The 13,299-nt window shown below is 32.5% G+C and carries 9 protein-coding genes; 1 reads left to right on the top strand and 8 read right to left on the bottom strand.

The features are described from left to right. Positions 1 to 128: 128 nt before the first annotated feature. From DG508_RS10905 to tamL, 6 genes are all read right to left on the bottom strand, one after another. A complete protein-coding gene (locus DG508_RS10905; RefSeq protein WP_108868165.1) occupies positions 129 to 2,321 on the bottom strand; it encodes a polyribonucleotide nucleotidyltransferase in 2,193 nt (730 codons plus the stop codon). A gap of 222 nt (positions 2,322 to 2,543) precedes the next feature. Then, positions 2,544 to 2,813 carry a 30S ribosomal protein S15 gene (gene rpsO / locus DG508_RS10900; protein ID WP_103864267.1) on the bottom strand — a complete coding sequence of 90 codons (270 nt, stop codon included), beginning with the start codon at positions 2,811 to 2,813 and terminating at the stop codon, positions 2,544 to 2,546. A 227-nt stretch (positions 2,814 to 3,040) separates the two neighbouring features. Then, entirely contained in the window at positions 3,041 to 5,911 is a 2,871-nt protein-coding gene (locus tag DG508_RS10895; RefSeq protein WP_108868164.1) for a GNAT family N-acetyltransferase, read from the bottom strand. Between the two features lie 249 nt (positions 5,912 to 6,160). Beyond that, positions 6,161 to 7,018, bottom strand: a complete 858-nt coding sequence (gene accD / locus DG508_RS10890) for an acetyl-CoA carboxylase, carboxyltransferase subunit beta (protein ID WP_108868163.1) — start codon at positions 7,016 to 7,018, stop codon at positions 6,161 to 6,163. A 61-nt stretch (positions 7,019 to 7,079) separates the two neighbouring features. Then, on the bottom strand, positions 7,080 to 8,147 hold the full coding sequence (fbaA, locus tag DG508_RS10885; protein WP_108868162.1) for a class II fructose-bisphosphate aldolase: 1,068 nt from the start codon (positions 8,145 to 8,147) through the stop codon (positions 7,080 to 7,082). Positions 8,148 to 8,298: 151 nt separating this feature from the next. Continuing rightward, the gene (gene tamL, locus DG508_RS10880) at positions 8,299 to 10,881 is read right to left on the bottom strand and encodes a translocation and assembly module lipoprotein TamL (protein WP_234418219.1); all 2,583 of its coding nucleotides are present in this window, start codon (positions 10,879 to 10,881) and stop codon (positions 8,299 to 8,301) included. Between the two features lie 23 nt (positions 10,882 to 10,904). On the opposite strand from tamL, the gene DG508_RS10875 reads away from it, so the two are divergent. Further along, positions 10,905 to 11,636, top strand: coding sequence for a TrmH family RNA methyltransferase (locus tag DG508_RS10875; RefSeq protein ID WP_108868161.1), 732 nt, complete (start codon positions 10,905 to 10,907; stop codon positions 11,634 to 11,636). A gap of 7 nt (positions 11,637 to 11,643) precedes the next feature. Here the strand turns inward: DG508_RS10875 and porT are convergent, their stop codons facing one another. Further along, a complete protein-coding gene (porT, locus tag DG508_RS10870) occupies positions 11,644 to 12,354 on the bottom strand; it encodes a type IX secretion/gliding motility protein PorT/SprT (RefSeq protein ID WP_108868160.1) in 711 nt (236 codons plus the stop codon). A 78-nt stretch (positions 12,355 to 12,432) separates the two neighbouring features. Beyond that, positions 12,433 to 13,164, bottom strand: a complete 732-nt coding sequence (ubiE, locus tag DG508_RS10865; RefSeq protein ID WP_108868159.1) for a bifunctional demethylmenaquinone methyltransferase/2-methoxy-6-polyprenyl-1,4-benzoquinol methylase UbiE — start codon at positions 13,162 to 13,164, stop codon at positions 12,433 to 12,435. Positions 13,165 to 13,299: the final 135 nt, after the last annotated feature.

The raw sequence follows: 13,299 nt of genomic DNA, 5'->3' as shown, positions 1-13,299 counted from the left end.
AAATTCAAGATTTAAGATACAAAAAAGGAGCGAAAACATTGTCGTTTTCACTCCTCGTATTTTAATCCTTTTAAAGGACTTTTTCAGTGCCCTCAAAATTTTGAGGGCTTTTTTATTTTGATAGATAATTAATTATCTTTTTGCTCTTTGCGAGGAGGTCTTTTGTCTCCTCTTGGCTTGTCACTACCTTCAGGCCTAGGAGGTCTTGGTAGTAATGCTTTTCTAGAAACTTTTTCTTTACGTGTTCTAGAATCGATACCAAAGTATTTTACATCAAAAACGTCACCCATGTTTACAACATCGCTAACATTCTCTGTGCGTTCCCACGCTAATTCTGAAACGTGAAGTAAAACTTCATTACCAGGAGCTTCTAGGTATTCTACTACAGCTCCAAAATCAAGCATTTTTATTACTTTAACTTCATATACACTACCTACTACTGGTTTGAAAGTAATAGAGTCAATCTTGGCTAATACAGCATCGATTCCTTCTTGATCTGTACCAAGAATCTCTACATTTCCTTCTTCTGTAACAGGATCTTCATTGATAACAATAGTAGTGCCTGTTTCTTTCTGTAATTCTTGAATTACTTTTCCACCAGGTCCAATCAATGCACCAATATATTCTCCAGGAATTGTTTTGGTAACCATTTTTGGAGCATGTGCTTTTACATCTGCATTTGGTGTTTCGATAGTGTCTGTTAATTTCTCAAGAATATGCAAACGACCATCAGCAGCTTGTTTCAAAGCATTTACAAGAATTTCATAAGAAAGTCCTTTTACTTTGATGTCCATTTGGCAAGCAGTAATACCATCAGCAGTACCTGTTACTTTAAAATCCATATCCCCTAAGTGATCTTCATCACCAAGGATATCAGATAGAACAGCATATTTTCCTGTTTCACCATCAGAAATTAATCCCATGGCAATACCAGAAACTGGTTTTACCATTTGTACACCAGCATCCATCAAGGCCATAGTTCCCGAGCATACGGTTGCCATAGAAGAAGAACCATTAGATTCTAAAACTTCTGATACTACACGCACAGTATATGGGCAATCTGCAGGGATCATACCTTTTAAGGCACGTTGTGCTAAATTACCGTGACCTACTTCTCTACGAGAAGTTCCTCGAATAGGTCTTGCTTCACCAGTACAGAAAGGAGGGAAGTTATAGTGAAGGTAGAATGTTTCTTCTCCTTCATAAGATGGCATATCAATTTGATTTGCTTCTCTAGAAGTTCCCAAAGTAACTGTAGCCAGTGCTTGAGTTTCTCCTCTGGTAAAAATAGAAGAACCGTGAGTTGAAGGTAAATAATCAACCTCACACCAGATCGGTCTAATTTCATCAGTCTTACGACCATCTAAACGTAATCCTTCGTTTAAAGTAAGATCACGAATAGCAGCTTTTTCTGCTTTGGCGTAATATTTTGAAACTAGATCACCAAAATCTTCGAGTTCCTCTTCAGAAAAAGTTGCAATTATTTCTTCTTTTATTTCAGAAAAAGCTAAACCTCGTTCTTTTTTAGAAGATCCTCCTTTTGCAACAGCATATACTTTATCATACGCCATTTCATGAATTTTCTTAGCTAAATCTTCATCCTCTCTTTCTGGATCGTATTCTCTAACTTCTTTTTTTCCAAAGGCTTCTGCTAGCTTAAGCTGAGCAGCACATTGTATTTTTATATGATCATGAGCAAATTTGATAGCTTCTACCATTTCTTCTTCGCTAATCTCTTTCATCTCACCTTCAACCATCATTACAGAATCTGCAGAAGCACCAATCATCATATCGATGTCTGATTCTTCTAGTTGCGCTCGTGTTGGGTTGATGATAAATTCACCATTTACACGTCCAACACGTGCTTCTGAAATAGCACATTCAAAAGGAAAATCTGATAATTGTATTGCTGCAGATGCCGCTAATCCCGCCATTGCATCTGGCATAACATCTTCATCATGAGACATTAATTGGATCATTACCTGAGTTTCAGCATGATAATCCTTTGGGAATAATGGTCGTAATACACGATCTACTAAACGCATTGTTAGTACTTCACCGTCACTTGGTCTAGCTTCTCTTTTGAAAAAACCACCAGGATAACGACCTGCGGCTGCAAATTTTTCTCTATAATCTACAGTCAATGGTAGAAAATCAACATCACTTTGTTTGTAATTTGAAACAACTGTACATAATAACATACACTTGCCAGATTGTACAACAACAGAACCATGAGCCTGTTTTGCTAATTTTCCAGTTTCGATAGATATCTCTCTACCGTCACCAAGGTCTATGACCTCTTTATAAACTTTTGGAATCATATTTTTTTGATTCTAACATATCAGTTTTAATCATATAGATAAAATCTGATATAGTTAATTAAACATTGGTTTTCCGTCTTACTTGGACGGACAAGGTTGTGTTGTTGTTGTAGTAATTGCGCAACCAATGAAAAACTAAGGCATGCATCTAAACTTCTGAAAAAGAATAGATGTTTTTTAATTTATTACAATAAAAAAAAGAGGCGCGCAGCCTCTCTTTTATTACTTTCTCAATCCTAATTCTTTTACAATAGCACGATATCTCATGATATGTTTCTTGTTAAGGTAGTCAAGCAAGTCTCTACGTTTACCTACTAGTTTTACTAAAGAACGCTCTGTATTATAATCTTTACGATTCTTTTTTAAGTGCTCAGTAAGGTGAGTAATTCTGTGTGTAAACAATGCAATCTGACCTTCTGCTGAACCAGTATCGCTTTTTGTCTTACCGTGTTTTGAAAAAATTTCTTCTTTAACTTCTTTTGTTAAATACATTCCAATATTATTTAAATGATTTTTATGTATTGATAACGTTTTGCTATCAGCGTGCAAATATAGTGTTTTTTGAATTATGATTTACATCTTATGTCAAAAAATGGCGAAGCTTATTAATAACTATACAGATTATAAAATGCTATCAGTGATGGTTTTAAAGTAGTGACTATAAAACGATTTATTAATGTTTGATACATTCTCTTTTTGATAATGTGTTGTAATAAAATTTATTGAACAGGAAATATCATTTTGGTTTTAGTCTCTAAGACCTCTACTACTCTTGCTCCTAGTTTTTTATAAAACTCTATGAGATTGATTCCTTCTTTGCTATGTGTTTTACAGTAGAATAAAGCCTGAGAATATTTTGATAGTTTAGAAATACGCAGCATACTTTTTACAATCAATTTACCGATTCCTTTGGATTGGTATTTTTTTCTGATACACATGGTGTCAAAAAATATAGTGTGATCTAATAAAGAAGGGTCGTAATAACATAAGCTCGATGCAATGGGGATATTGTTATCTTTTATAATAGCAAGAAATATATCGTTGTACTTTGATCTTTCTTTTAATTCTTCTTTGTTATATCGTAAATCAACATCAAATTCTTTTTCAAGATCAATAACTGTTTGAAGCGCATTGTGGTCTAAATTTAATAATATCTCTACTTCAGGAGATGCAATGGTATTTTTTAAGTTGGCTACAAGTTCTTTTTTTAACAGATCAAAATAGACTGTGTTTTCTGGTATTTTTAATGAAAGTGATTTGATTAAAAGATTGCTGTTTGATTTTGAATAATTAGAAGTTACTTCAAATCCATTCTTTTTATAAAATTTAAGTAGGTTTTCAGAATTATTTCCTTTTTCTGTAAGAACATATATTTGCGAGAAACCTTCAAAAAGTGAAAGCTTTGAATATAACTGCAATACAATTTGTCCTAACCCTAGATTTTGTTTTTCTGCAATTATACCTATAGTGTCTAGATATATAATGTCATTTGGTAGGTATGGACTTATGTAGGACAAAATAAAGCCAATAGGTGTTTTGTTCTCATAAATCATTAGTATTTGAGATGCTTTTTGTTGCAGTCTTTTTTTAATATCATCAGAGCAGTATCTTAATTCATTAGAGAAAGAACTTTTTTCAATAGACATGAGTTTGTCTATTAATGCATCATCAAATGTTTTGTCAATAATTTCAATGGAAGGGTTAGAAATTTTTTTACCAAGTGTGATGGTGTATTCATCGATGACTTCTTTTTTTCTTTCTTTAATGGTCATTTCATGATAATCAGGACGGCAATCAATTGACATTGCTGGATTATAAAAACTCGTTTTTTCTTTTTTAGGGATCTGTGTGGTTAATTTATTTTCTTTAATAAAAGCATCTACATCGATTTCAAATACTCCTGTATTTCCATCCTTTAGTTTCTCTACTTTGTTTATGCCAACTTGAGTAAAACCATAATCTATAATGCCTTTTAATGGAACATTATACCCTAGAGCAACGGTGTAGTGATGTTTGGAGGTGTAAGAAGAATGAAGAGCTGTGTTGTTGGGATCTACAGACTCAAAATAGTACTCTTTATGATATGTGATGCTAGATTGTTTCTCTCTATGGTTTTTTATGTAGTTAACAAAATTTATTGGTTTGCCATAGGGAGCGGCAAAGACAATTACTTTTTTACTTCCTGCTTGGTGAGCATCAATTACTATTGAGTTTAGAATAAATTTCATAGTACCATTATTACCTCTTAATTCAAGAAGGCGATTATCATACTCTACCGTATCTACTAATATAGTTTTTTGATCAGATTTGTTTACTCCTAGGTACAATGTGGCTATTCCTAGAAATTCCTGATAAGGTTCCAGCCAAAATTCAATGATTGGGGTTGTTGGGTTAAGAGCTAAACGTGTTATCTCTCCATGAAAAAGCCCTGAAGGCTTGAATATACAGCAAGATAATCGCTTGTTATCAAACAGTAATTCTGGTAAGCTTTTTGAACTTCGGGTTGCATATAGTTTTCTTGGTTTTGGGAGTTCACCATCATAATTTTGAAGAATGTCTTTGAGGTAGTCTAATTCTAACTTAAGATTGTTGATTTGAGTTTCATCATTAAAATCATCTTGTTTTTTTAATATAGAATGACCTTTGTCTAGGGCAGGGGTAATACAATGAATGATTTCTAAAGCTGCATTTTTATCTTTTTTCTCTTTGAGTAAAGAATAAGGTTCTTTGATTGTATTGAATAATTTGTTTCTATTTTGTTTAATGTCTATTTCTGGTTTTTCGTTTTTACCTCCCAATATTTTTTTGATAATGTCTAGTAATCTTATATCCCATTCAGTTTGTTTTTCTAGTTTACTGGGGCCAATACTTTGAATTAAAGAAGAGTTGAAAACTATATAATCTGTGTCATAGCCTTTATAAGATATTTTTCTTAATACTTCTTGGATGATTTTGTCATTTTTATAATAGGAATGTAAGTCTCCATAAGTGCTGATTTTTTGAAAATAAATACCAATAGTAGGATCTTCTGATAGAAATGATCCAATTGATTCCAATAATCGTATTTTACTTCGCAATGTAAGATTGATGTTTTTTGAGAGGGACTCTGTTTTACCAGATAATAACCCCATATATTGAAATAAAACTTCATCAATAACTCTTGTTATTTTTTCACTTTTAATAAAAGCTATTGTATCTTCAGAAAAACTACTATTGTAATAACTCTCTTTGATAAATTTTGATAACGCTTTATAGTGTTTAGAAGGAATTATACTTAGTAGTTTATAGTGTAACAACAGGTTTTCAGGATGATAGTCTTTTTTATTGGTTACAATATTAAGGTAGCCAATGATTTCTGAAATATCATTTAATTCATAATTGGATAGTGAGTTCAAGAATTGTAATGAAGAGATTCCTACACTTTGCAAATCTTCAAGTAGGTTTTTGAACGTGTTTTTATTGTAATTATTTGGGTCTGTAATCTCTGGTTTGGTGAGTAAGGTCTTAAGTGTATTGCGTCTTCTATGAGGTAGAAGTTTTGATTTTAAAATATATGAATCAGATTTCGTGATAAGAGTGCTTCTTTTCATGGTCTTATTATTTTTCGAATTATGAGTAAAATTCTAGATAGGGGACTATGATAAGGGGAGGAAGCTATAGATGAGAAAATAATATTTCTCTTATTATCTAAATGCTTTAGGTAGCAAAAATATAAGATAAATAGTTGATAAGTAAGAGTTTAATATCCCTTTTAGAAAGGGGGAAATCACTGGTTTTGTGATGTTGTCAATAAAAAACCCGGCATAAAGCCGGGTTGCTACTATATAAAAGTAATATATTTAATTTGCTAAAGGTCTGTTTAGAATCAAATCTAAGTACAAATTTATCTTTTGTTTTAATTCATGTCTTGGGGTTATAAAATCAAGAAACCCATGTTCTTTTAGGAACTCAGAAGTTTGGAAACCTTCTGGTAATTCTTTTCCTGTAGTATCTCTTACAATACGAGGACCTGCAAAACCGATTAAGGCTCCAGGTTCGGCAATATTGATATCACCTAGCATTGCAAAAGAGGCAGTAGTACCTCCTGTTGTTGGATCTGTACATAATGATATATATGGTATTCCAGCATCAGCTAATTGTGCTAGTTTTGCAGATGTCTTTGCTAATTGCATTAATGATAATGCAGCTTCCATCATACGAGCACCTCCTGATTTAGAAATAATCATAAAAGGAACTTTGTGTTTGAGTGAATAGTCGGCAGCACGGGCAATTTTTTCACCTACAACGCTTCCCATTGATCCTCCTATAAAAGAAAAATCCATACAAGCAATAACTAAATCTTTACCATAAGATTTTCCTACAGCTGTTCTTACAGCATCTTTAAGGTTTGTTTTTTCTTGTGCTTCTTTGATACGATCGACATATTTCTTTTTGTCTTCGAATTTAAGAGGGTCTTTTGAAGTAATATTTTTATCAAGTTCTTTGAATTTATTGTCGTCAAATAATATCTCGAAATATTCTTTACTACCTATTCTCACATGATACCCATCTTCTGGGCTTACATAGAAGTTTTTTTCAAGTTGTTCTGCATCTACAATTTTTCCTGTAGGAGATTTGTACCAAAGTCCTTTAGGGACATCTTTTTTATCTTCGGTAGCGGTCTGTATACCTTTTTGTGTTCTCTTAAACCAAGCCATAAAGTTATAATTAAAAAAAGCTGAAACGTCATAAATGAGTTTCAGCTTTGGTTTTCAATAGTTATAATGTGTTTACATTATTTAAATCCTCGAATGCCTTTTTTAGACGGTTTTTGAAAGTGACTTCACCTTCTCTTAACCATTTTCTAGGATCATAATATTTTTTATTAGGCTCTTCAGACCCATCAGGGTTTCCTATTTGCGTCTTTAAGTATTCGATATTATTTGTCATATAATCACGAATCCCTTCATTAAAGGCAAACTGAAGATCAGTATCAATATTCATTTTAATAACACCATATCCAATTGCTTCTCTAATCTCCTCTAGTGTAGATCCACTTCCTCCATGAAATACAAAATCGATGTGGTTATGTTCGACTCCATATTTTTCTGAAATATGTTCCTGAGAATTTTTAAGAATTTTAGGTGTTAATTTTACATTACCAGGTTTGTATACACCATGTACATTACCAAAAGCAGCAGCTACCGTAAATTTATCACTTACTTTGCTTAGCTCTTCATATGCATAGGCAACTTCTTCTGGTTGTGTGTATAACTTAGAGTCATCTACATCACTGTTGTCTACTCCGTCTTCTTCTCCACCAGTGATTCCTAGTTCTATTTCTAAAGTCATACCCATTTTACTCATACGAGCTAAGTATTCTTTACAAATCTCTATATTTTCTTCGATTGACTCTTCAGACAAATCGATCATATGAGAACTATACAATGGTTTTCCTGTTTCTTTGTAAAAGATTTCTCCAGCATCTAATAAACCGTCAATCCAAGGTAGTAGTTTTTTTGCACAGTGGTCAGTATGCAAAATTACAGGTACCCCATAGGCCTCTGCCATTAAATGTACATGTTTAGCTCCTGCAACAGCTCCCGCTATTGCAGATTTTTGATTCTCATTAGACAGCCCTTTTCCTGCATTAAATTGGGCGCCACCATTAGAAAATTGAATGATAACAGGAGAATTTAAATCTGCAGCAGTTTCTAAAACTGCATTAATCGAATTAGAACCGATTACATTAACTGCAGGTAACGCAAATGCTTTTTCCTTGGCATATTTAAAAATAGCCTGCACTTCGTCTCCTGTAGCAACTCCTGGTTTGATGTTGTGACTCATAATTTAGTTTTGGTTTATAAGGCTACAAAAATAGTAAAATAATACAGAAACCGACACGATTAGAAGAATCATTGGGTATTGGTGCTAATCTATTGATTTTTAAGTAAAAAGCAATTAGGTTTTTATACTTGTATTATTTGATTGATAAGAATTAAAATGGATAATTGATTCCAAAATTATAGACGGCCTCAGAAAAATTATATCCCTTAAACCATCTTTTGTCTTCATCACTAGCAGGGTTAAATGTCTTGAAGCCAACATCAAGCCTTAGAACAAAAAAGTTAAAGTCGTACCGAAACCCAAAACCAGTTCCAACAGCTATTTCTTGTATGTCATCCAGTCTAGAAAAGACAGCATCTTCTTCTTCTACACTATCAAGAGCGTTCCAAATATTGCCAGCATCAATAAATAATGCTCCATGTAGAGACCCTAAAATATTATAACGATACTCTGCATTTAATGCAATCTTCATATTAGCTTCATTAAATTCATCTCTTCCGCCACTACTTCCTGGTCCTAAATCATAGACTAGCCATGCTCGGTTATCATTAGGTCCTCCTCCAAAGAAACTTCTTGCAAAAGGAATGCTATTGGCATTGCCGTAAGGAATCGCAATACCACCAAATGCTCTAAAAGCAATTATATTTTTTCTTCCCAGATCCCAATGTTTTATATAATCCAGTTCTGTTTTTGCATATTGAGAGAACTCAACACCAAATATTTCAAAACGATCATTAGAATTTTCTTTTAAGCTAGCAATATTAGAAATAGTACTTAGTACATTTCCTGCGAGTTCTACTTTTGCTCTGAATCTAGAATAGCTTTCGTCGTATAAGTTTTCTCTATTGTTTTTTGTGTATGTGTAGCTAGAAGCAAAAATTAAGTTGTCTTCAGTAAGGCGAACTTTTCGTTCATTGATATTGCGTATTTCTTGTATTTGACTAGCAATTAAATCAGAATTAGGATTTGGACTTAGCGATTGAGCAATAAACCCATTAGCGCCTCCAGGAATACTTAATGAGGTAGAAACGCCATCATTTGGTTGAGAAAAGAATGCAGAATTTGGCTCAAGAACTTGATTGGCAATATTGTTTAGTTTGTTATAGGAAGCATTATAGATATTGAAGTAATTGCTAGTGTTTAGGTTTCTAACATACTGTACATTTACAATATCAAGCTGATTAGTTACTATGTTATTAGGTTTCCATCTATAATTAAAGACTCCTGTGGCATTCTGTTTATCAAGGCCAATGTTTTGTTGAACATTCATCCCAAAAATAAGATTGGTAACAGGAGACATGTATTTGGGAATAATTTTATTAGTTTTTATAGGGAATATTAATTTAGGGAAAGTTAGTTTTACATCAGTACCTACTTCAGATATATTAAAGAACTTCTCTCCTCCATCTACAGCATCACTAGAGGAACCAATACTTCCTCTCGCAGAAATCTCTAAAATTTCAGCCCCTCCAAAAACATTGCGTATTAGAAGAGAGCCTCCAAAACCAATACCAAAAGCTTGGATGTTTGAAGTTGAGATATCAAAATCTATATTGGTGCTATATTTTTTTCTAGGAGTTAATAGAATATTGGCAACAAGGTTTTTTCCTGTTGGATCTTTTGGATCGTTCTCATACCTTATGTTTGGATATTTAAACGTTCTTAGGTTGTTGATTTGATTATGAGTAAGTGTGCGATCTTTATCTCTAAAAATTTCACCAGGAGTAATTAAGACAGAATTAGTGATTGCTTTGCGAGTATATTTTATCTTATCAAAACCATATATATGATAGCCTTTGTATGAAGTGCTATCTTTAGGTTTTTGATTTCTGTTTTGATAAGAGTAATCGGTAAAAACATTTACTTTGCTTATTTTGTGTACCTTAAAAGGGGTTCTGGTAGTAGAGTCTCCAATGGTAACAGGGCGATTTTTTATTAATAGATTAAGATTTACTTTATGGTTGGTGCCAATAGTATCGGCATCAAATTTTATAAACTGTTTCTCAAAATGAAATAATCCTGAGTTTCTATATAGAGAGGTTAGTCGTTCGCGTTCAGATTCTAGATCCAGAGTTTTGTATTGTTGTCCAGAAATGATAGCAGATTTGTTTATATGAAGCTGGTATATAGAGTCTGCAACTTTAGAAGCAATTTTGGTGTTTAGAGAATCAATAAAATAAGGATGATGAGGTTTTACAAAATAATCTACAGAAGCTTTTTTATCCTCCTCTTTTGTAATTTTATAATCTATTTCATTGTTAAACCATCCATTGTTCCAATAATATGACTGAAGTCTTTTTACAGAACGTTTGACTTTGGATTCGTTTATTATAGAAGGAGGTTCTCCTGTGCTTTTGAGCCACTCATTAATACGGTGCAATCCTACACCTAATCGGTCTACTTGTTTTTTAGATAGAAATTTTGTTAATTTTTTTTCTCGATTTGGTGTTCTGGTAAGCCAATCTTGATACAGTGAATCTTGATTTGTTCTGGCAAGATTATAGATGTGTAATCTAATAGGGATTCCTAGTAGTTTGATATTTGGTTTTTGGTATAATTGACTGTATAATTTAGGGTCCTTACTTTTAGTACTATCAACAAAAATTTGATTGCTGTCTAGTAGGTACTTTTTTTCTGGTACTCTTTTTACCGCATTACATGAAAATAAAAAAGCGATAGTTAGCGTAATTAATAATATTTTTGTCAGAAAGTGTTTCAACCCGAATTTATTCATTGATTCAAAAATACATTATTTGTATGGTTAGCAAAAACCAAAAGAAACTAATAAATAGTTTATATCAAAAAAAGTACCGAAAACAACATGGGTTGTTTGTTGTAGAAGGTAAAAAGGTAATAAAAGAACTGCTAGAAGCTGGATTTAAGCTTCATTCTATTTATACAACAGAAGCAAATATCTTTGATTGCCCAGAAGAATTAATGTGGAGTATAACCAAGGAAGAATTAAAACAGATTAGTTTTTTGGCAACCCCTCAGGTGGCTGTAGCACTTTTTTATGTGCCTAAATCTGAAGAAGTAAGATTAGAAGGGGTTGTTTTGGTATTAGATGATATACGTGATCCAGGTAATTTGGGAACTATCATTAGATTGTGTGATTGGTTTGGAATTAAAGATTTGGTTTGCTCTAAGCAAACAGTAGATTGTTATAATCCAAAAGTTATTCAAGCAACTATGGGGTCAATAACAAGAGTGAATATTAATTATTTGGATTTGAAAGATTTTTTAAATTCAAAACAATCAAATGTGAGAGTTTTTGGAACTTTTATGGATGGACGCTCTATTTATGAAGAGAAACTGACTGATAATGTAGTAGTTGTTATGGGGAATGAGGCAAACGGAATTTCTTCTGAAATACAAAAATTGATTACTGATAGGATTACAATACCACGATTTGGATTAGATAAAAAAACAGAGAGTCTAAACGTAGCTACGGCAACAGCCATAGTTCTCAATGAATTCAAAAGACCTTGATTTATAACTACTGAAAAGTAAAGTTTATAAATACCCCTCTTGTAGACATTTTATCTATAGTAGAAGTGTATGGGCTATTAGGGTCATTATCTTTTACGAGCTCATCAGACATTGCAAAGACGCCTCTTATTGATGGTGTGAATTTAAAATAGTATAAATATAAATCTATACCAAAACCAATTTCATAGTAATTGGTGTTTGTTTTCATCCTAAATTGCCCAGCACTATTATCATCTGGGTTATCCTCATTACTAGATAAATTTATAGAAGTAGAAACACCTCCAACGATAAAAGGTTTTATGTTGTTGATTCTTTTTGTTGATACCTTTAATAATAGAGGGATGTGAACATATGTGGATTTGACTTCTCTTACAGACTCAAGGTTTGAAGTGAATTGGGGGTTAGAAAATTCTAAATTTCTAGTATTAAATGTTACCATTGGTTCTAATCTCAAATCCAGATAATCATTTATTCTCATGTTTCCTAAAAGTCCAACACTAAATCCTGCTGAAGCATTGTGTATAATATCTGTATCTAGTGGAGCATCTGCAGTATAGTCAAAATTAAAATTATAAAAATTAAACCCAAGAATATAACCATAACTAAATCGTGGTTTGTCAAAATTCTGGAGATTTTGTACTTTTTCTTTAGTAAATAGCTGTGCGCTCAGGTTTTGAGTACATGCTAAAACAATTAGTAAGATAAATATTCTTTTCATGTAAATTAAAATTAACCTTTTACTAGTTTATATCTTCCTTGTTATTTGTTTTGGAGCTACTATTGTTTTAATCCTTTTTTATTTCTTTGTTGCCGTGTAAATAGTTGCAACACCAAAAGTTCTAGGATTATCTTTGACTTCTATAAACCCGATTTTTTTCAAAATATTGTTGAATGCTTCTCCATAAGGAAAAGCAGCAGCACTTTTACTTAGGTATGAATAAGCCGTTTTATCTTTAGAAAACAGCCGTCCGATAAGAGGTAGTATTTTTGTAGAATAGAGGTTGTAGCCTTGTTTATAAGGAGTCTTAGTTGGTATAGATGTTTCTAGTACGACAAAAATACCTCCTGGTTTAAGTACTCTAAGAATTTCTGAAAGACCTTTTTCAAGATTTTCAAAATTTCGTACTCCAAATGCTACTGTAATTGCATCAAAATAATTTTCTTCATAAGGTAAGTTCTCACTATCCCCTTGAACCATATTAATAATGGTGTTTAATTTCTTTTCTGCAATTTTATACTTCCCTATTTCTAGCATTCCACTAGAAATATCCAGACCTATAATTTCAGAAGCACCTGTTTGTGATAGATTGATCGCAAGATCTCCAGTTCCTGTAGCAACATCCAGTATTCTTTTTGGATTTGTTTTGCCTACAAGTTGAACTACCTTCTTACGCCATTTGATGTCAATACCAAAAGAAATAACACGATTTAGTCCGTCATAGTCTTCTGATATAGTATCAAACATCTCAGCAACCTGTTCTTTTTTAGATCTGGTTTTGTCTTTGTATGGAGTTATTTTTTCTGACATTCAAAAAATTTAGGCAAATATACATTTTTGATATTGAACTTATCCTGAGTTTTTCTCTTTAAGCAAAAAATATACTATGTAGTAGAGTGTCTTTTACATGATTTTTTATTAGTTCAAAGAAAAAAAATAGTAAAG

Source organism: Aquimarina aquimarini (assembly GCF_900299535.1).
Lineage (GTDB): Bacteria > Bacteroidota > Bacteroidia > Flavobacteriales > Flavobacteriaceae > Aquimarina > Aquimarina aquimarini.
The sequence above is the reverse complement of the archived record's forward strand: the minus strand, read 5'-3'. Positions and strand labels throughout refer to the sequence as shown.